The 20,517-nt window shown below is 56.9% G+C and carries 17 protein-coding genes and 1 riboswitch; of the genes, 10 read left to right on the top strand and 7 right to left on the bottom strand.

Features of this window, described 5'->3' with window-relative positions; translation table 11 throughout:
* Positions 1 to 73 precede the first annotated feature (73 nt).
* The 7 genes from GTO89_RS02170 (at position 74) to GTO89_RS02140 (ending at position 6,747) form a co-directional block, all read left to right on the top strand.
* A complete protein-coding gene (locus GTO89_RS02170) occupies positions 74 to 1,078 on the top strand; it encodes an ABC transporter permease (protein WP_161260434.1) in 1,005 nt (334 codons plus the stop codon).
* Positions 1,079 to 1,120: 42 nt separating this feature from the next.
* Positions 1,121 to 2,137 (top strand): ABC transporter substrate-binding protein, encoded by a 1,017-nt coding sequence (locus GTO89_RS02165; RefSeq protein WP_161260433.1) that lies wholly within the window; start codon positions 1,121 to 1,123, stop codon positions 2,135 to 2,137.
* A gap of 339 nt (positions 2,138 to 2,476) precedes the next feature.
* Complete coding sequence (locus GTO89_RS02160; RefSeq protein ID WP_161260432.1) at positions 2,477 to 3,262, top strand: ATP-binding cassette domain-containing protein; 786 nt, start codon at positions 2,477 to 2,479, stop codon at positions 3,260 to 3,262.
* Entirely contained in the window at positions 3,259 to 3,960 is a 702-nt protein-coding gene (locus tag GTO89_RS02155; RefSeq protein WP_161260431.1) for a GTP-binding protein, read from the top strand. Before GTO89_RS02160 ends, GTO89_RS02155 begins: the two co-directional genes overlap by 4 nt.
* 3 nt (positions 3,961 to 3,963) lie before the next feature.
* Positions 3,964 to 5,133, top strand: a complete 1,170-nt coding sequence (locus GTO89_RS02150) for a cysteine desulfurase family protein (protein ID WP_161260430.1) — start codon at positions 3,964 to 3,966, stop codon at positions 5,131 to 5,133.
* 62 nt (positions 5,134 to 5,195) lie between these two features.
* Complete coding sequence (locus GTO89_RS02145) at positions 5,196 to 5,969, top strand: (Fe-S)-binding protein (RefSeq protein ID WP_204758154.1); 774 nt, start codon at positions 5,196 to 5,198, stop codon at positions 5,967 to 5,969.
* A gap of 313 nt (positions 5,970 to 6,282) precedes the next feature.
* A complete protein-coding gene (locus tag GTO89_RS02140) occupies positions 6,283 to 6,747 on the top strand; it encodes an RrF2 family transcriptional regulator (protein ID WP_204758153.1) in 465 nt (154 codons plus the stop codon).
* Between the two features lie 27 nt (positions 6,748 to 6,774).
* On the opposite strand, the gene GTO89_RS02135 is transcribed toward GTO89_RS02140, so the two are convergent.
* Entirely contained in the window at positions 6,775 to 8,388 is a 1,614-nt protein-coding gene (locus GTO89_RS02135) for a hypothetical protein (RefSeq protein ID WP_161260428.1), read from the bottom strand.
* 402 nt (positions 8,389 to 8,790) lie between these two features.
* A riboswitch (glycine riboswitch) is annotated at positions 8,791 to 8,890 on the top strand.
* Positions 8,891 to 9,087: 197 nt separating this feature from the next.
* Between GTO89_RS02135 and GTO89_RS02130 the strand changes: the two genes are divergently transcribed.
* Together GTO89_RS02130 and GTO89_RS02125 are read left to right on the top strand one after the other, a co-directional pair.
* Positions 9,088 to 10,482: an alanine/glycine:cation symporter family protein gene (locus GTO89_RS02130; protein WP_170294349.1), complete on the top strand. Its 1,395-nt coding sequence runs from the start codon at positions 9,088 to 9,090 to the stop codon at positions 10,480 to 10,482.
* Positions 10,483 to 10,749: 267 nt separating this feature from the next.
* Positions 10,750 to 12,732, top strand: a complete 1,983-nt coding sequence (locus tag GTO89_RS02125) for a hypothetical protein (RefSeq protein ID WP_161260426.1) — start codon at positions 10,750 to 10,752, stop codon at positions 12,730 to 12,732.
* 87 nt (positions 12,733 to 12,819) lie between these two features.
* Here GTO89_RS02125 and GTO89_RS02120 read toward each other — a convergent pair whose 3' ends face one another.
* From GTO89_RS02120 to GTO89_RS02095, 6 genes are all read right to left on the bottom strand, one after another.
* Positions 12,820 to 13,968, bottom strand: a complete 1,149-nt coding sequence (locus GTO89_RS02120; protein ID WP_161260425.1) for a glycoside hydrolase family 25 protein — start codon at positions 13,966 to 13,968, stop codon at positions 12,820 to 12,822.
* Between the two features lie 126 nt (positions 13,969 to 14,094).
* Positions 14,095 to 15,726, bottom strand: a complete 1,632-nt coding sequence (locus tag GTO89_RS02115) for a sensor histidine kinase (RefSeq protein ID WP_161260424.1) — start codon at positions 15,724 to 15,726, stop codon at positions 14,095 to 14,097.
* Positions 15,723 to 16,397 (bottom strand): response regulator transcription factor, encoded by a 675-nt coding sequence (locus GTO89_RS02110; protein WP_161260423.1) that lies wholly within the window; start codon positions 16,395 to 16,397, stop codon positions 15,723 to 15,725. The genes GTO89_RS02115 and GTO89_RS02110 overlap by 4 nt, the downstream gene beginning before the upstream one ends.
* A gap of 384 nt (positions 16,398 to 16,781) precedes the next feature.
* Positions 16,782 to 16,988, bottom strand: a complete 207-nt coding sequence (locus GTO89_RS02105) for a TOBE domain-containing protein (protein ID WP_161260422.1) — start codon at positions 16,986 to 16,988, stop codon at positions 16,782 to 16,784.
* Positions 16,989 to 17,172: 184 nt separating this feature from the next.
* The gene (modA, locus tag GTO89_RS02100) at positions 17,173 to 17,970 is read right to left on the bottom strand and encodes a molybdate ABC transporter substrate-binding protein (RefSeq protein ID WP_161260421.1); all 798 of its coding nucleotides are present in this window, start codon (positions 17,968 to 17,970) and stop codon (positions 17,173 to 17,175) included.
* A gap of 423 nt (positions 17,971 to 18,393) precedes the next feature.
* Positions 18,394 to 19,422, bottom strand: a complete 1,029-nt coding sequence (locus GTO89_RS02095) for a substrate-binding domain-containing protein (RefSeq protein WP_328793846.1) — start codon at positions 19,420 to 19,422, stop codon at positions 18,394 to 18,396.
* A gap of 220 nt (positions 19,423 to 19,642) precedes the next feature.
* Between GTO89_RS02095 and modA (GTO89_RS02090) the strand changes: the two genes are divergently transcribed.
* Positions 19,643 to 20,479 (top strand): molybdate ABC transporter substrate-binding protein, encoded by an 837-nt coding sequence (modA, locus tag GTO89_RS02090; protein WP_161260419.1) that lies wholly within the window; start codon positions 19,643 to 19,645, stop codon positions 20,477 to 20,479.
* Positions 20,480 to 20,517 lie beyond the last annotated feature (38 nt).

The following is a 20,517-nucleotide window of genomic DNA, read 5'->3' as shown; positions in this document are numbered from 1 at the left end:
GCATGGAAATGCCCGTAACGATGAATCGTCATCACAGGGCATCTTCAGGAACTGAAACAAAGGGGGGAGCAAGATGTTTCGCACGCCAGAAGCCACGGTCGACTCGACCCCGGTGAGATGGGGAACCGGACGGTGGAAGGAGTTGGCCACAGATCTGACGCCCCTGGTCTTGCTGCTGCTCTTCTGGGGCGAGTATACCTTTTTACCCAACAAAACGGTCTTCCTCAAAGGCGCCTATCTGGCCAAGGGGTTTCCCTTTCTCATCCTCCTGTACCTGTTGTCGCTGGGTGTCGCCTGCCTGCGGCAGGACTATCGAGAAAAACTGCGGCGCAACATACCGCTCCTATCGGGCCTGATCGGCGTTACGATCGTCTGGGATTTGGTCACTTTGAAAACCGGATGGCTGCCCTTGCCGCAGTTTCCCTCACCGGGCGCCGTCTTTGCGGCTCTGATCACCGATTCCGACGTATTGCTGCTCAGTGTCGCCCATTCTTTGCGGTTGCTCATTCTCGGGTATTTTCTCGGCGTCCTCGTCGGGTTGCCGACGGGGGTTCTGATGGGGTGGTATTCGTCAGTCAATTACTGGCTGTCGCCGATCCTGCGCTTCATCGGTCCCATCCCGGCGACCGCCTGGATCCCTGTCGCCATGGTCCTCCTGCCGACGAGCTTTGTGGCCAGCGTCTTCCTGGTCGCCCTGGCCACCTGGTTTCCCGTCACGATCATGACCTGGTCAGGCGTCGGGAATGTGAGCAAAGCCTATTACGAGGTGGCGCGAACCTTAGGGGCCGATGCGCGGTACTTGATCTTGAAGGTGGCTGTGCCGGCTTCCCTCCCGTCGATCTTCATCGGTCTCTTTATGGGCTTGGGCTCTTCCTTCGCCACCCTTGTCGTGGCAGAACTGCTCGGCGTCAAAGCCGGCATGGGCTGGTATGTTTCCTGGGCGCAAGGCTGGGCTGAGTACGCCAAGGTTTGGGCGGCGCTGATCGTGATGGGCGTCATTTTTTCCGGTACCATTACCCTGCTCTTTCAAGTCAGGGATCGCTTATTGATCTGGCAAAAGGGGCTGATCAAATGGTAATGGGACAATCATGGGCCTGAATAAAAGCGAAGGGGGAATCCGATGCATCCTAACCGGAAGGGGCTCGCCAGCCTCTGTCTGATGCTTCTGCTGGCGGCCATGGCGCTGATCGGCTGCAGCTCAAGGGGGAGCGACCAGCCCGCATCCCAGGCGGGAAGCGCCGCAAAACTGAAGAGCGTTAAAATCGGCTACACAGGGAGCACCTGTGAAGCGGCCACCTTCACCGCGTACGAAAAAGGGTTCTTCAAAGAGGAAGGGCTCGATGTGGAACTGATCAAGGGGGATTTTGAAAACAGCAAAAACAGCATCGCCACAGGCAAACTGGATGCCATCGGCGGTCTCGTCATGTCCTGGATCAAGCCGCTGGAACAGGGCCTTGACGCTAAGTTCAGCGCCGGCATTCACACCGGCTGCAACTACACCCTCGTTCGGGCCGATTCCCCGATCCAATCGGCCAAGGACTTCCGGGGAAAACGGGTCGGTGTTGATGCCATGGGGGCGAGCCCCATGATGCTGCTCGCCCGGGAGTTGGTCAACAACGGCGTTGACTACAAAAAGGATGTGGAGTGGAAGGTCTATCCCAAGACGGAATTGGAACTGGCCCTCGATCGGGGGGAAGTGGACGCCATCGCCCTAGGTGAACCTTTCGGCACCATCATCAAGAAGAACACCGGCAAGATCCGCGTGATCGTCGATTCGGCCAAAACCCCGCCCTATAAAGACGAGTACTGCTGCCTCGTTCTTTTAAGCGGCAAGGTGATCCGGGAGGATGAAGCGGCGGCGGCATCGATCACGAGGGCGATCATGAAAGGCGCCGACTACGTCAAGGAGCACCCCAGGGAGATCGGCGAGTTGATCGTCGATAAGAAGTATGTTGGCGGTGACAAAGAGGTCAACGTCGAGATCCTCTCCCAGTTTAACTTTGCGCCTTCACTGGATGGCGGGGAAAAGGCGGTTCAAATCGCGGCCCAGGAGGCTCGCAAAGTGCAATTCCTCGACCCGGCTACCGATCCCGACTCCTTGGCCAAACAGATCTTCTTCCGGTTCAACGGGGTTTAGTAAAAGGGGTTCAGCACGTGGGCGAAGCAGCGCCCGTTGCGTCGTGATGGGCGGCAGCGCCCATCAAGCAACCATAAGGCACAGAAAAAGAGGCTGACAACGGGGTCAGCCTCTTTTTCTGTGTCCGTCATCCGTCAGCCCTGGGAGAATCGGCGGCTTTAGGCATCACCATTTGCATGGCCGTGAATATGATGGGTCCAGTTCGGTGCTTCGATAGGCGGAAGGCCCTCATCGGAGACGCCGGTTGCCATAATCACGGCAGGTGGGGGAAGACATTTTTTTTCGTCAAAACGACGACCCACCTTGCCGTGATTGATTCAAGCAAAGGAGTGGGAGCGCTTGATAGAGAGCATCACCATCGTGGGCGGTCACGGACGGTCAGGGGCGCCGGAACCGGTGCGGCAGATCGAGTTGAAAATGGGCAATGTCGTCAGTATCGTCGGTCCGACCGGCTCCGGAAAGACGACGCTCATCAACGACATTGAACTCCTGGCAAACGGCAACACACCCACCGGGCGGCGAATTTTGATCAACGGCGACATCGCCCCGAGCGCCTACCGCTACGATCCGGCGCAAAACCCCATCGCCCTGATCACCCAGCACACCAACTTTCTCTCTGATTTGCCTGTCTATAAGTTTTTAGAGACCCATGCCCGCATCCGCAACAAAACCGCTCAGGGCGTGGACGCCTTGATCGATCAGGTGCTTTCGTTCGCCAACCAGTTGACGGGCGAGCCGATCATTCTCACCAGCCGGATGACCGAATTATCGGGCGGACAGACGCGGGCCTTGCTGATCGCCGACGCCACGATCATCTGTGACACGCCCATCGTGCTGCTTGACGAGGTGGAAAACGCCGGCATTCACCGGACGCGGGCCTTGCAGCTGCTGCGGGAGCACAAGAAAATCTTTTTGTTTGTCACCCATGATCCCCGGATCGTGCTCCTGTCCGATTTCCGGATCATCATGCGCGAAGGGAGCGTCGCCGAAGTCCTTACGACAAATCAGGATGAAAAAATGCTCTCTGTCGGCGTGAGCGCTCTCGATGACACCCTCTGTCAGTTGCGTGACAAGTTGCGGTGGGGAAAACGGCTGCGGGTGGAAGATTTGGAGGTGTTGGCATGAATCTGGCGATCGTTGCAGGTCCGGCCACAACGGGGAAGACATCGGTCATCCGTCACATGATCCCCAAGCTGCAACAGGCGGGGAAGAAAGTGGCTTTCCTGAAAATCGACGTGCAGTACGCGGAAGAGGATGTCGAACTGGCGGACGAATTCCAGATTCCCACGCGGAAGGTCTATTCGGGGGAACTTTGTCCCGATCACTGCAACGTGATGGTTCTGGGCGACGCGCTGGAGTGGGCCGAGGAACAGGGCAGCGACGTGCTTCTGGTGGAAACGGCGGGCTTGTGCCTGCGATGTTCCCCCTATGTGGAAGAGGTCCTGGGGATCGTCGTGCTGGAGGCCACCAGCGGCATGAATCTGCCGCTGAAGGTCGGTCCCATGTTATCCCTTTCCGATATTGCCGTTGTCACCAAGATCGACCGGGTGTCCCAGGCGGAGCGGGAGGTTTTTCGCGCCCGGATCCAGGATGTGGCCCCCAGTGTCCTCATCCGAGAGGTCAACGCCCTCTACGGCATCGGCATCGATCCCCTGGTGGAGGCCATCCTCGAGTCGCCAGAGGTGAAAGGGCAGCTCTATCTGCGCGGCAACCCGCCTGTCGGCACCTGCACCATCTGTGTCGGGAAAAAAGAGGTGGGCTGGCAATCCCACTTCGGCGTCGTTCGTTCGCTGGAGAATCAGAACTTCTACAGGGGGCAGTGAGCGATGGCAGGGGAGATTTACTTCGATAATTCAGCGACAACACCGGTTGATCCAGCCGTCGCCAACGCCATGGAACCCTGGGTGGACTGCAATTTCGGCAACCCCTCGAGCCTGCACAGTTTCGGACGGGAAGCCCGCGAAGCGGTGGAGACGGCGCGCCGGCAAGTAGCGGCGTTGCTCAACAGTTCAGCCGATGAAATCATCTTTACGGGCAGCGGAACTGAGGCCGACAACATGGCGCTGATCGGGGTCTTTGAAGCCGGCGACGGAAAGCCCTTTCATCTGATCACAAGCGCCATCGAACATCCGGCCGTGCTGGAAGCGTGCCGGTATCTGGGACAGCGGGGCGCCGAGGTCACCTACCTGGGCGTCGATTCGGACGGACTCGTTCAGCCGGAACAACTGGCGGCGGCGCTGCGCCCTCACACGCGACTCGTATCGATCATGGCCGCCAACAACGTCGTTGGCGCCATCCAACCGATCCGGGAACTGGCAACCATCACCTGCAACCATGGCGCGCTCTTTCACACCGACGCGGTTCAGGCGGCAGGGAAGATTCCCTTCGATATGCAGGACTGCCCCGTCGACTTGCTCTCCTTGTCGGGCCATAAAATTCACGGTCCGAAAGGCGTGGGCGCCCTTTATGCCCGCAAAGGCGTCAACATCCGGACCTTGGTTCACGGCGGCGGACAGGAATCGGGGCGCCGTTCAGGGACGGAAAATGTGTTCGCCATTGTTGGATTGGGCGCCGCTTGCGAGATCGCCCGCACCATCCTGGTGGAGGAAGCGGCCCGTTTAGTGCGCTTGCGCGACCGGCTCATCGGGGGCGTGCTGGATGCGATTCCGAACGCCTACCTGATCGGTCATCCCCTGCGCCGTTTGCCGGGGCACATTTGCCTCGGCTTCGCCGGACAGGAGGGGGAAGCCATCCGGTTGCTCCTTGCCTTGGATGAAGCGGGGATCGCCATATCGTCGGGAAGCGCTTGCAGTTCCAATCACGCCACAGAGCCTTCCTATGTCCTGCAGGCGATGGGCTATGACCCCTTGCAGGCGCGCGGCGGCTTGCGCATCACCCTGGGGCGGATGAACCGGGAAGAGGAAGTGGAGACTTTTTTGCGGCTTCTCCCCGGCATCGTCAAAGAACTGCGCCCCCTCACATCATGGGCCGGGTAGGGGCGGGCGCACAAAAGGGCAATGGGGACAATGGTCGATACATGTGGAGAGGAATGAGCGGCGTGACAAATTTGCCGGGCATGAACTGCGGTCTCTGCGGCTACCGCAGTTGCGAAGACTTTGGGAACTTTTTAAACAGCCATCCGGAACAGATCAAACGGTGCATTTACCTGTCCGAGCATAAGCTGGGCACGGCCCAGCCGAAAAGAAAAACGCCGGCGCTCACAGCAACGTCGACGTTTCCGGCCGCGCCCGCTACCGGTTCCAACGCAGCCGGATGCGGAGCCGACAAGGCAAGTTGTGCGGTCGCCTGTGGCGCCGGTGTTCAAAACGAAAAGGGGCAACGCCGGGTCGATTCGGAAGAAGGGAGATGGAAAGACAGCCTGGGCCGGGACTTTGATTTCTTCCTCGACCAGTTTCCGGAGGATCCGGGGCCCCGTGAAGTGATCATCCCGCACAACCCGATGCTGACCCGGGAGTTGGAGATTCAAAAAGGTGAAATCCTGATCGGCCGTCCCTTGGGGATGTCCTGCGGATGCCCGATCACCCACTGCGGGATCGTCCACACCGTCGACTACAAGACCGGTGTGATCACCTGGTTTGTGACAGGACCGTTGGATCCCCGGAATAAAGGCTACAAGGACATGGGTTATTACATCGCCGAGGGCTATGAGGGGCTGATCAGCGAATCGCGCGTCGATGTCAAACTCGGGATGCGCTACTTCTTCCAGCCTCGCCGGTGCATGCTGCATTGGCGGCACAGCGGCCTCGTCAACTACGTCAACCGGACGCCCGCCGGATTGCAGGTTCGGGTGGAAGGACTGTGGATCGGTTGAGGGAAAAGCCGCTGCTTCGGCCGAGGTTTCGGCAACGCCTATCCCCTAGGCGATGTCCGAATCGACGGTGCTCTCCACCAACTGCCGGAAATACCGGCAGTTTTTCATAAGATCATGTCCCTTTTGGTACAGATTGCCGCCAGGATACGGGAAGAACGATCGGAGCGCCCCTATCGGCATTTCCGTGCCACAGACGATGGCCTGTCACTTCTGCCGGTTTTTTTGGCATATCTCTTCGGAGCGCCTGATACGTTTTATCAATAGTGATGGCGGTGACGGTGCGCTTGGGACGGCAGGCAGGGGGCGAGACATCATGCGGATCTCCAAAAAAACGGACTATGCGCTGCGCACCTTGTTTACATTGCTCGAGAACCGGGAGGCGGGCCCGGTGTCGATCCGGGAACTGGCCAAACGCAACAACATTCCAAAGCGATTCCTCGAGCACATCATGCTGGAACTGAAAGCGAACGGCTGGGTCGATAGCGTTCCCGGGAAAAACGGCGGCTACTGTCTCGCTGTTCAACCGGAGGAACTGACGATCGGGCAAGTGGTGCGTTACTTTGACGGCGTGCTGGCGCCGGTCGGTTGTGTCTCCGTGGCCGAGTATAAAAAATGCAGCCAGGAGGATATCTGCTATTTTCGTCCCTTGATGGGGAACATTCGTGACTGCATGGCCGATCTGTTGCACCGGGCGACACTGCAGAAGGTGTACCAGGGATTTTCCGGTGATTACCGCAAGGTCCGCCTGAACGGGCACGAAGGAGGAGAGGGGATTTAAGCCTGTTTCGAAACAGGGCTGCCCAGGTCATTTTTGATGGGGCGATCGTTCAGCGCCTTGAGCGGCGTCATCCTTGGCGAGTTTACCGGCCATGTTGCGCAGGATCACGGGGATGCTCAAATGACGGGAATAAAAGATCGGCTTGCCGGTGACGTCAGCGTGTTCCTTGATCGCCCACATGGCCTGATGGGAGATGGCTCGGGTGAGTACGACCAGCACATCGCACTGGGGCAGGCTTCCTCGCCATGCCGCCTCCTTTTCAGCGTCATGCAGGATCAGCCGGCAGGGGAGGTCATCGGGAGGCTGCTTGTCCCCGATGCCGCCGAAAATGCCGATGGTGAGACCGGCCAGCCGGGTGAAGTCGACCGGTCGCAAGGCGGCGCCAGCCCTTTCCGCATCTTCCGCCAGGCCAGGGGACGCCTCTTTTTGGGCGAGCCCTTTTGTTAAAAACTTGGCCGCGATCAGCATGGGGCTCCCGTGACTGACCTTTACCCGTCGCGCATGCCGCGCTTGTTGGATCCGGAGGGCCTTCAACTCTGCCTCCATGTCCTCGAGACGGCGCTTCAGCGCTTGCACTTTCCGGGCATAGGCCGATTCCGCCGGTTCCTGTTGGGTCGCCGCCAGGGAGTCCCGGAGCCGGCGACTTTCCTCCCTGCTCTCATGCAGCTTTTTTTCAGCGACGACCAATCGCTCCCGCATGTGGCCCAAGTCTGTCGATAGACGTTCGACGTCGGATTGCTTATCCGACAATTGCTTTTGCAACGTCCTGGCGTACCGGTGAATCGGCGCGCCGCTTTCCTTAGCCGCACCGCCGGCCAGTTCCAGGAGGGCGGCCGTTCGCATATCGCTCAACTTGTCCACCAAGGGAAAGGTCAGAAGGGCAAAGGTGAGGGCGGAGGGGCCGAGGCGTTTCTCCCCATCTGCCACATCCCACTTGCCGGAATAAATCCCGGGCAGCAGGGCGAAGTGGATAAAGGCCGTCACCGTGGCATGAAAAAACCGCTCCAGTTCTGTTGGCGGGTAATCGCGGACAACAGACTCCTTGATCTTTTTGACGACCAGATATCGTTTTTTATCACCCCTGGGGTGTCGCCGCGCTGCGGGATCCTTTGCCAGGTTTTGCAACGCCTGCGGCAGCATATCAATGCTGGCCAGCGTATCCACGAGCGCCCAGGGATCCATCTCCCGGGCGGGCAGGGGCCAACTGGCCTCGAAAAAGGCCTGGCAGCGACGCAAGTATTCCTGTTTATAGTGAAGCCAAAGCGCCTCTTGAGCGATCCAGAGGGTCTGCCGTTCCGCCAATTCGTCAGGGGAGATGGCGACGGCGTAGGACGAGGGAGTTTTCGAGACAACGGGGAGGTCTTGCGACCCGATCCGCAGCAGGCCCGATTCCCCCGGTTCCGGCTGTGTCCAGATCAGCTTGGCCAGTGTGGCCGGCTGCCTGTCGCCACAGCAGAGGACCAACGGGATGGGAAAGAGCCATTTTCCGACGAGCAGCGCGCCGGAGGGGCATTCGTCAAAGGATGTAACGCGCCGCACCGTTGACTGGCCTTGTTTGCGGCAGACGGGACAGGGCCGCAAGGCGATGACAGTCATCTCGGCGGGCTCCCTTTTTTTGCTTTCGCTATCTTGTTCCTGCATGTCAGTCGCCCCTTCCATTCCCCGTTTTTCGCAGGCGCAAACAGGCCTATCGTTCATAACCAAAAAAGGCGAGCGTCCCGCAATGAGGACATCTCGCCGCTGAGATGCGCTATCGATTTATATTTAAGATACAGTGCGTGGAAATACAAGTCAAGGAATAAGCGCAATCGAGCCATTTTGTCGAAAGGTAGACCTTAGGTTGCGTTACACCGTACGCCTGCATTCGATCGATTCTGAAAAATTAAACTTTTCACAAGAACGTTGCCTTCGTTATAGAGCAACGGTATAATGCACCCGTACAACACCATATCGATTCGGATGAAGCTTACGGGAGAGCGGTCGTCAGACCCGCCGAAGGAGTCACACTCTCAGGCCCCTGTCCTATCAGGGAGAACCGCAAGCAGACGAAACTCTGGAGAGACCCTGCCAGACAGGGCGCCGAAGGGGCAAAGCGGTCGAGTCGACTGTTCAATCTCTCAGGCAAAAGGACAGAGCGAGAAAGTGGAAAAGTGGCCAACAGTCAATACCGGTTCAGTGTGAACCGGGAACGGTTCGGATGCGTCTTATCGTTCGTTGAATGAGACGAATCTGCCCCTTACAGTGACAAGAACTTTTTCATAGATCCTCTCTTCAGAGTCAAATCATCGATTTGGCTTTTTTTCGTTTTCTCAATACAAGAAGGAGTTGACTACCGTGGACATGATCCAACTGCTTGACCAGATCGACAGTCTCGTCTGGGGACCGCCGCTGCTCATTTTGCTTGTTGGCACCGGCATCTTTCTGACTGCCCGGCTTGGCCTCCTGCAGGTCACCCGCCTGCCGCTGGCCCTCCGGCTGATCTTCACCGCCAAAAACGATGGTGACGGCGATGTGAACAGCTTCGGCGCCCTTTGCACTGCCCTCGCCGCCACTGTCGGCACAGGGAATATCGTCGGTGTCGCCACCGCCATCAAGGCCGGGGGGCCGGGCGCCCTCTTTTGGATGTGGATGGCCGCCTTCTTCGGCATGGCGACAAAATACGCCGAAGGGCTCCTGGCCGTGAAGTACCGCTCTGTCGACGCCAATGGGCAGATCTCCGGCGGTCCCATGTACTACATCGTCAATGGCCTTGGCGGCAAGTACAAACCGCTTGCCATCATGTTTGCCGCCAGCGGCGTCTTGGTCGCTTGCTTTGGCATCGGCACCTTCCCCCAGGTCAACTCCATTGTGACGGCTTGTGAATCAGGGCTCGGTGTTCCCATTCCCGTCACCGCTGCGGTCATCACCGTGCTTGTGGCGCTGATTACCCTGGGCGGACTCCAGAGTATCGCCACGGTTTCCGAGAAGATCGTGCCCTTCATGGCCATCTTCTACGTTGTCATCAGCGTCGGCGTTCTTGCTATCTTTGCCGACCAACTGCCACATGCCATTCAACTGGTGATCAGCAACGCTTTCACCGGTTCGGCTGCCGCCGGCGGGTTCCTCGGCGCGACGGTGATGATGGCGATCCGCAACGGCGTCGCCCGAGGCGTCTTTTCCAACGAATCGGGTCTCGGCAGCGCGCCGATCGCGGCGGCGGCGGCGAAGACGAAGTGGCCAGCCGAACAGGGCCTCATCTCCATGACAGGCACCTTCATCGACACGATCATCATCTGCACCATGACCGGCCTGGTGCTCATCGTCACCGGTGTGTGGTCGGGCGACCTGGCCGGTTCGGCCATGACCCAGGCCGCCTTCGCCGCCGGATTCCCCCTGCTGGGCACCGCCATGCTGACCCTGGGGTTGGCCCTCTTCGCCTTCACGACCATCCTGGGCTGGAACTATTACGGTGAGCGCTGCTGTGAGTACCTCTTCGGCGTCAAGGCGATCATGCCTTACCGGATCATCTTCATTCTCCTGGTGGCAGTCGGCGCTTTCCTGAAGTTGGAGGCCATCTGGCTCTTAGCCGACATCGTCAATGGCCTCATGGCCATCCCGAACCTGATCGCCCTCCTCGGCCTTTCCGGCGTCGTCGTGGCCGAGACGAACCGCTATCTCCACCACCTGCGGGCGCAGGAAAAGGGAGCTAACGACCAGGGGCAAAGGTCCATGGCGACAGAGGTAGCCAAAGAATAAAAGACACTACGATTGAAACACCACAGACGAAAAAGCCAAGTGAACGCACGGTAGCGTTCACTTGGCTTTTTTTTATATATATTCGAGTGACAATTGCGGCACTGAAGGATGACCGCTAACAAGAATGTGTTGCATCTACTTTTCAAAAAAGAAATTAGAAGGAAAGCGAACAAATATCTAGAATTACAATGAGTAAAAATACCAGGGAATAGGTTTCCTAATCGTTTCCTAAAAAACACCTATTTCGATGCGTAAAGGAGGATGCCTATGTCAGAGAAACAACTTCGCGACAAAAAGCAACCCCCCCAAGCAGATCTCGGCGAGTTTGACCCCTCTATTCCGAATGATATGTTTCCCATACTGGCCCATCAACCCTTGAGCGCCCCCTGTTACCGGCAAGATTCAGGCGTATGGTGCAACCTCGCCACGCTGACCAACTGCGCGCAGTTTCATCAAGGCAAATGGCCCACCGGTGGGTTGGGAAGCCTATGGGGCGAAACCGGCTTATGGTATCTTGCCGGACAGGGCAAGCAGGATCACGAGCGGGCCTATTTTTGGCAGGATACGCTGAAGGCTGTCGGCATGCTCGATGAAGAACATGCAGGTGAGTTTAGCAACGGTTACCGCAATGATTTCTTTGAGTTCAAGCTGTGGTTGTTTCCGTCGCGGAATCCTGATGATTGGAGACAGCGGTGGGATGAATTCAAAGCCTACGTGGAGAGTGTGCTCTGGGGAAAACGCGAACGCGGGTTGGCCCGTCGTCCCGTTGCTTTAGGATGGCATCATACGCGACTGATCACTGGGAGTGACGGAGAGAATATCTACCTCAACGATTCGGGCGGCGGGCACTGGGTTGTGATGCCCTGGGAGAACTTGCGGCAAGATGTGATCAACGCCATAGCGAACGCAAGCGATGACGACGTAAAGAAGGAAGGGTTTGGGACATTGTTTTTTTTGGCGCCGCCTCGTCCGGAAAAAAATCGTCGCGGCGCCCTCTGGGTGAGAGAGCATCTGACAAATTCCCCGGGAGGCCTTGTCCTGCGACGAGGAGGCGCTGTCATCAGCACATGGCAGTGGGGCGGTGTCGATGGTCATACCGACGGATGTTACTTCAAAGATGCCAATCATGCGTTGATCGCGAACAAACGGTTTGGTTGCGCATTTTCCCTGGAGCCGGGCGACGCGCTGGAGTACCGGTTTGCCATACAGAACACCACATTTACGACCTATCGATACAGCGCGACGGTTCAACTCTTTTCCGGGGCGGAGGAAGGTGAACTGGTTCCTGTCTCAGGACCCATCGCCCATCCTGAAGTGGAGGTCAAGGGCCGCCCATTGCGCCCCAACCAGTCACCGGGCCATACTGAGACACAACCCTTTACAGGCGTCCTTCCGGCCGAAAATCTCACCGGAGGGCTCTACACAGTTAAGTTCACGCTGCTCCAGGGGACAGAAGTCCAAGACGTTAAATACATCGCCTTTGCCGTTGGGTATGATGAAAAACGAATCTTCGGTTCCTTCTACCATGATTACCGAGCGAAATATGATGACTTGTGGAATCAGGGGTGGCAACTGCACATTCTCGATACCCATACGGAGAAGGATATGCTCCTGTACAGCGCCGTTTGGCGGAAGGATAGGCAAAGGGAGACCCAATTGTACGAACTTCAGCCGCAGGAGCTGCGCAAGCAATACGATGAATTGCACGGACAGGGGTGGCGTCTCCAGCAACTGAACACTGTTGCCGTAAACAACCAGCTGCGGTTTAATGCAATCCTGCGGCCCGGCGAGGGAGCGGAGATGCTGGTCTTTGGACGCCGGTACGAAGAATATCGCCCTCAATACGACCAGTTATGGAGACAGGGATGGCGCTTGCATCTTTTGAACGTTGTGGTTCTTGATCAAACGCCGCTCTACACGGCGGTTTGGAGGCCGGGTGGACAAGACGAGATCCAAGTGTACGGGTGGACATACCGCAATTTTCTCGCCAAACAGGAGGAACTGAGGAAAGCCGGATGGGGGCTGCACTCCTTGAATCCCTATGTGTTGAACCACCAGACCTTCTATACGGCGGTATGGCGTCGCAGCAGAGAAAAGGAGATCCTGGCATGCGGCTTGGATGAGGGCCAGTTGCAGAACAAGTGCGACGAACTGTGGGAAGAGGGGATGCGGTTGCATCGATTGAGTTCCTATCTACTGAATAATTGCCGCCTTTACGACGGGGTATGGCGGCCAAGCAAGCCAAACTAACCGAAGGCAAAAATACAGCCCATCCGACATCAACGGATGGGCTGTATTGGCTGAAGGGGTTATTGCCGAACGCGAGGTCCTGCCTTTTTAAGAAACGACAAAGTTCCAACCGTCGGTGATCGGCTGAGCCTGCACATCCCTGGCGAGCGTATTCCAGAGGAGGTACGTGTCGCCGTTGTAGACGACGCCCTGTACGTCCACGCCGTCGATGGTCATCAATCCGTTGCCCTTGTAGGTGAAAGGCGTCTTAAACTCCTGAAGCGCCGTCCATATCACATAGGTTTCATCGTTTATGACGATGCCGTCCATCCAGGGCTTGCCGTTGAGTTGCACCTTCTTGGTGGGACAGTAGACAAAGTTCCAACCGCCGTCGATAGCGATGGACTGCACGTTTTTGGCGAGCGTCGTCCAGAGGAGGTAGGTGTCGCCGTTGTAGACGACGCCTTGCACATCCGCGCCATCGATGGTCATGACACCGTTGCCCTTGTACGTATAGGGCGTGTTGAAGGCTTGCAGCGCCGTCCATACCACATAGGTTTCATCGTTGACGACAATGCCGTCCATCCAGGGCTTGCCGTTGATCTGCACTTTTTTCGTGGCATAGACCGGTGTCGCAATGCCGCGCAGCGCGTCCAGCGAGACGGCCAGGTTCATGTCCACATTGCCCGAGATGCCGTTTACCGTGCCCGACTCGGTATACTGCCACATGGTCCATTCTGTCCAGCCGGCAAAGTCGGGCGGCGCAGAGGTGGAGTAGTAACTGATCCAGAGGGAGATGTCAGACAGTCCGGTGACACCGTACATATCGGTATACCACTTTCCCGTGTAGAGAAAGACCCTTTTCCCGGTCGCTTCAGCGACAAGGTTGATGAAGGTGCGCGCCCAGTTGGCGATAAAATCGCCCGTCAGGGCGCTGTTTTGTTGGGGCGGCGATTCCAGGTCGAGGACCGGCGCCAGATCGGTGGTGACCGAATTCAGCGCCGCCAGGAAATTGTTCGCTTCGTCTTGTGGTGTATTGGACTCTGGGTGGGCGAAGTGATAGGCGCCCACCGGGATGCCGGCCGCTCGCGCGTTAGCCGCATGGGTCGGAAACATCGCGTCCTGTGTTCGCATCCCCTCCGTCGCTTTGATGTAGGCGAAGGCGATGCCGCTAGCGCTGACCTGGGTCCAATCCACGTTGGGCTGATAGTTGGAGACATCAATACCGGTGATGAATGAATCGGAGCGTCCCTGCATGCGCAGCCCCCCTTACGATTTCGTTGGGTATTCTCAACATTTATTCTACGATGGGAAGGGTGGGAGTGTTTCCTACGTTTTCTGTCAAAGTGAATCCTGCCGGGGAGGGAATCCCGGTCAGAGCGGTCATATCGAGGTGCTCTCTGCCGCTTTGTCCAGTTCAAACCAGAACAGCACGCCGCCGGGCACGTTTTCAGCGCCATACCTGTTTTGGTGCATCCGTTGGATCGCCCGGACGACGGAAAGACCGAGGCCGGTGCCGCCGTAGGCGCGGGTGCGGGCCTTGTCCACCTTATAGAAACTGGTCCAGATCTGATCGAGCGCCTCTTCGGGAATTCCGTTGCCCGAGTTGAAGAGGGTGACGCGGATTTTATCGTCGCGAGCGATGACGCGGAGCGTGAGTTGAAAGGGTGGGGTGATATGGTGAATGGCATTGGTAAGGTAATTGGATAGCACCTGCTCCATCCGCTCTTGATCGGCGTCAGCCCACAGACCGCCTTCCCCGTCAACGGTCCACTGGATCCCTCGTTCCCGCAGCAGAGGCGTGAATTTTCCCATCACCGTTTCCGCCCAGGCGAGGGCGTCAAAGGCGCTTCGTTCCAGATGAAACTGGCCGGATTCGATCTGAGAGAGGTCGAGCAGTTCCAAGACCAGCTTGTTCATCTTGCGCGACTCGTCCATGATCACATCGCAGTAGTAGTTGCGGCTCTCTTCGTCATCGGCCACATTGACTTTCAGCCCCTCGGCATACCCCTGGATCAAGGCGATCGGCGTCTTCAGTTCGTGGGACACGTTGGAGATGAACTCCTTGCGCATCTCATCGATCTTGCGTTCCCGTTCGATGTCGGTCTGCAATTGGGCGTTTTTCTCCCGCAGTTCTGTGATGGAGTGGCTCAACTGATCGGAAAGGGAGTTGATGCTCTCGGCCAACTGCCCCAACTCATCCTTGCTGCCGGGGGCCACCTTTTTCTGAAAATCCAGTGTCGCCATTCGCCGGGCGATGTCGTTCATCTCCAGGATGGGCCGGGTGAACCGGCGGGTATAGAAAAAGACGATGACATTGCCGAGGAGCAGGGTGATGAGACCGGTGAAGAGGAAGAAGCGGTTGGCCACAGCGGCGCTTTCCTGGATCGCGGCCAGGGGGGTGCTGAGAAAGAGGTAATCCCCATTGGGAAGCTGCGTGATCACGTTGAGGAACTGGGTATGCATCCGGGGATCCTCCCGGATTTCCGTGAATGCTTCGCCCCGTTCCAGCTGTTGGCGACCATATTCAATCCCTTGTTTTAACTGAAAAAGCTGCTGATCCCGAAACTTTGCCAGGTGAGGATCCGACATAATCGGACGGCTGTCTCCGTTTTGAGAGTCCTCTTTCTCTTTCGCCGCGGCGTTGGGGGGATGGGGCGCCTCTCCCGGTTTGGATGGGATGGAATTATCGCTGGGCGGCGGCGTGCCCTGCCGCAGGTCGCCTTCAGGCGGAGGGCCGGGAAAGGTGCTGTACAGGATGTTCATGTTTGCGTCCATGAGGGTGCTGCTGATCGCGCGGGTTCGCTCCAACCGTTCCATGGCTGCCCAGAGATCTAACGGGTCCTCTCGAACCAGCGTCGCCACGATTTGGCTGCTGTCGCGCAACTCGGACGTCTTCTTGTAGATGTAATACCTCCCCAGGCTGGTGGAGACGAGAAGGGAGGAAAGAAGGACAAAGAAGAGAATCATGGCGCTCATGGCCAGAAAGAGCCGGAATTTGATGGAGTGTCTCATGGCTGCGCCTCAAAGCGGTACCCAAGGCCGCGCACCGTTTGGATCTGTTGACCCGCATCCCCCAGTTTCAGGCGCAGTTTTTTGATGTGTGTGTCCACGGTCCGGGCGTCGCCGTAGTAGTCGTAATCCCAGACGGCATTGAGCACCTGCTCCCGGCTCATGGCTTTGCCGGCGTTTCCGGCCAGGTGCAGGAGGAGGTCAAACTCCTTGGGCGTCAGGTCAACGCGTTCCCCCTTGACGGTGACGATGCGGCCGGTTTGGTCGATGAGGAGGTCGCCGAAGGCAAGAAGGGATTTCTGGTTGTTCTCCAGCCGCCGAATGAGGGCCTGGACACGGGCCACCAGGATGCGCGGGCTGAAGGGCTTCGTCACATACTCATCGGCGCCGAGGTCGAAACCGAACAATTGATCGACTTCTTCTGCCTTGGCCGTCAGCATGATCACAGGGACGCGGGACTGCTTGCGGATCTCTCGGCACACGGCCCAACCGTCATAACCGGGCATCATCACATCAAGGATCACCAGATCGAAAGGTTGCTGGAAAAACAATTCCAAAGCCGCTTTGCCATCTTCGGCCTCGGTGACGAGAAAGCCTTCTTTTTTTAAAAAATCGCCGACCAGTTTGCGCATGCGCGATTCATCGTCCGCGATCAGAATTCGTTTTGCTGTCATGAGGACTACTCCTTTATGCCCGAAAGTAGGCTGGCGCGCGGTTAAGGAAAAAATGCTCCATAAGGCAAGCCCTATGGAGCACCGTTTCCCTGGCGAAGTTCTCTTATCCGCCTAATTCGACGTTTTTGCCTGCCCATCCTCTTGCGCCGGTGCCGGCTGACCGAGAAGATCAGCCTGGTGTTAATGTTCGCGCATTTGTCTTGGTGGGATTTGATGGTCTTATTGTAGCGCGCCATTGTGTCCGAACTGTGAACACAGGGTGAACATTTTGGAAAGCGACTGTTTTATCGCAAACCGACCTCACTGTTGTCAACACCAGCAAAAAAAGGCAAGTCCCCAGGGCGATGCCTCTGGGGACTTACCATGTATGGAGGGATTTGTGAACTAGGCCATCAACATGACCGATGTCGATTTGATGATCGCCGCCGCTTCGGAGCCGACCTTCAACTCCAACTCATTCAGGGCGTCCCTGGAAATCATCGAGGTGACCTGGTTGCCGCCGCCGATGTCCAAAACGACCTCGGCCATGACCTGTCCTTCCTTGATTTCGATGACTGTGCCTTTTAATTGGTTTCTGGCGGTTAGTTTCATAACGGCTCCTCCTTTTTATGATTGGTGGAACATCAACACTGTAATATTTCGACAAATAGTGAAAAAAACCTTTTATGATGAATAAAAAACCAACAGCCAAATTCTACAAACAATACTTTCGCTAGAGAGTCAATCAAGCGAGTAAACGTCAGCGCCGATAGGAGGAATCAGACCGGTGTTCGACTTACTTGCTCAAGACGGTAAAACCGTATTTTTCAAAAACAGCCTTCGCGGCGGGACCTTGCAGGTATTTGAGGAACTCCCCGGCCTCTTTGGCGTTTTTGCTGTCTTTGATGACGGCGCCTGGGTAGAGGACCGGCGAGTGGGAGCCTTCCGGCGCCCGCGTTACGATTTTGACCTTGTCGGAGACCTTCGCGTCTGTTTCATAGACGATACCCGCTTCGGCGTTTGCCGTCTCCACATAGGTCAACACCTGACGCACATCTTTGGCCAAGACCGTCTTTTCCTTTACCCCTTCAGCCAGGTTTAGTTTCGTCAACACCTCTTGGGCGTATTTGCCGGCGGGGACGCTCTGCGGCTCGCCAAGGGCCAGTTTCTTCACCTTATCTCCTGCCAGGTCGGAAAAACCGGTGATGGCAGAATCTTTGGCGGAAATCAAGACGACTTTGTTTTCCAGCAGATCCTTGCGGGTCGTCGTGTCAATGAGGTTTTTGGCCTGCAGATCATCCATTTGCTTGGGCGCCGCTGAGATGAAGATATCCGCCGGCGCGCCCTGCTCGATCTGCTGTTGCAGTGAACCGGAGGCGCCGAAGTTGTAGGAGATGGTGGCGTTCGGTTTTTCTTTGCCATAGAGGTCTTTGATCTCCGTCAGGGCATCTTTCAGGCTGGCCGCAGCAGAGACGGTCAGGTTGACCGGCGCAGCCGTCTCTTTCGCCGGTGGGGGAGAACCGCACCCGGACAACAGAGTGGCCACGAGGAAAAAAAGAAGGGAGATACGGGAAAGCCATTTTCCATGTTTCACATCAAGCGCCTCCTTACCTTTTATTGGGGTTGCTTCGTGCCGTCATTTCGATGGTGTTGTTTCAGAGAACGGAAAGAGCAGACAGACGACCCCCTTTCAACAAAAAAATCTCAATGGGATGGCTCAGGTGTGACCGCCATCTCCTCATTGAGATTCATCGGGCTACGATTAAAATAGAAGAAATGAATCTGAAAGAAACATAACGTAATTTTAAAATAGTACGATATTCTTGGGATGTCAAGCTTTATCTTTTTATAAGTCTTTTCACGATGAGGGTTGAAAAAATACCTGGTAAAACAAAAAAAGAACCCTGCTTCAGAGGGCAGTCCGTCATAACTAAAGCAGAAGTTCTTGTTCTTTTGTTTGTTGTTTTAGCTTGTTTTATACGGTATGATTATGTTGTGCCTGTCGATCGACGGGCGATCAAATCTCGGCCACGATCTCGCCAAGGCCGTCGAGATCATAGCCGCCCATCCCGCGCAGTTCCGCCCGAAACTCGGCGGATCGGATGATCTCCAACAAGCTCTGAAAGAGCGGCTTGACGAAATCCTCTTTTTTGACGACGAGATGATACTCTTCCTTCTGCAAGGGCACAAAGTCCACCTGGCTCACCTGTCGCGCGGCCCGCTCTGTTCCCAAACCGTAATCGGCTTCGTCTCTGGCGATGGCGCTGGCGACGGAGAGGTGGGAGAAGACCTCTTTGCGATAGCCTGCAATCTGTTGGCTGTCGATGCCGAGTTGCCGGAGCTTTTCATCCAGCAACACCCGGGTCCCGCAGCCCCTTTCTCGGTTGATATAGCGGATATCGGACCGGGAGAAGGCGTGCCAGTCGGCGATGTTTTTCGGGTTTCCCTGGGCCACGTAGAACCCCTGCATCCGGCGAACGAGCCCGATGAGAACCGTCGGGATCCCCGGAATCAGCCGCCGGATATAGGGGATGTTGTATTGTCCAGAATCGCTGTCCCAGAGATGGGCCGACGCGATGTGGGCCGTTCCCTGATACAAGGATAAAAGGCCGTTGAAACTACCCACATGGGAGCGCAAGATGGCCGTACCTCGCGGATGCCGTTCCATCTGGTTGGCCAGGATGTCGAGGAGCGGATCCTGACCGCAGAGCACCATACCCGGCAAGGGCGCCGCCCATGGATCAAATGGCGTGGGTAGGGGGGCGCGAGCGGATGCTCCTGGCGCGGGAGTTGCCGTGGCGGGAAAAGGGTTGGCGCCGGAAGCCGCAGGCGGCAGGGGGGCCGTTGCCACGGTGGCGTTGCCGGGCGACTCGGGAGACTGACCCTGGCGCACGTACGTATCGACGGCGTCAGAGAGCACACGAAGTTTACGCCCTACCCGGTAAGCCGGCAGATCTCCCCGTTTGATCATCTCATAAACCGTATTTTTTTTGATGCGCAGTCGTTCGGCCACTTCTTCCGGGGTCAGTGACGTATCCTCCGGCACGATGGTTTCCTCCCCAGTCATTCCGTTTCATTGTCTTTAACCGTAATTTTACCATGAACCATGGTTTATATATAGAGCCGGGTCGGCTGTTCCAACGTTGACGAAGATTCTCAATGGCGAGACGCCCTTCTTCCTTATGGCGATGAAGGGGGGATTGCCCTTTGAGAATTTTTCATTTTCATTCCCATCACGAACGATGAAGGTTGAAGGAGGAATCGGGATGAACAAAAGAGGGACATGGGCGAGGTTAGGCCGTGGGGCGGTTCTGCTCGCCCTGGCCGCGGCGCTGCTGACTGGATGCGGAGGACAGGGAGGCCCAGGGGGAGCGGCGGAGAATCGGCCGGCCGCGGTGAAGCCGGCGCCTTCTGGACAACCCTTGTTCGCCTATGTGGGCGCCGGGTTGAAAGAGCCGGTGACAGAGATCGCCGCCCAGTATGAGGCGCAGACCGGCGTCAAAATCGAATTGACCTTCAACAATTCCGGCGCGTTGCTCAGCCAGGCAGAAACGGCGAAAAAAGGCGATATCTACATCCCCGGTGGCAAACCCTTTGTGGAGGCGGCCCAGAAGAAGGGGATCATCGAAAATGTCGTCGGCCCGATCGCCTACCATGTGCCGGCGATCATCACCCCCAAGGGCAATCCGGCTGGGATCAGGGATGTGCGTGACCTGACCCGTCCCGGATTGAAACTCGTGCTTCCTGACAAAGAAGCGACAGCGATCGGCAAAAATGCATTTAAAACCTTTGAGCAGCTTGGCATCACTGCCGCAGTGGAAAAGAACATCCTGGCCACTGTGGAAACACTCCCCAAGGTATCTGCCATGATCGGCATGGGGCAAGGCGATGCCGGCATCGCTGAGTACAGCAGTGTGTCCAATCAAAAAGACAAGTTGGAGGTGCTGGAGATCGACCCGGCTGTCAACGTGATCGACGAGATCCCCTGCGCCTCGTTGACCTTCTCCACTCAGAAAGAACAGGCGAAAGATTTTCTGTCCTTCATGCAAAAGGAGGGGCCGGGGGTCTTCAAGAAGTTCGGGTTCAAAGTACCGCAGCAATAACGCAAGAAGCCAGGGTCATCGCGAAAGGCGAACCCTGG

Origin of the sequence: Heliomicrobium gestii, from assembly GCF_009877435.1 — a bacterium.
Taxonomy (GTDB): Bacteria; Bacillota; Desulfitobacteriia; order Heliobacteriales; family Heliobacteriaceae; genus Heliomicrobium; species Heliomicrobium gestii.
This window is presented reverse-complemented; position numbering and strand designations above follow the sequence as displayed.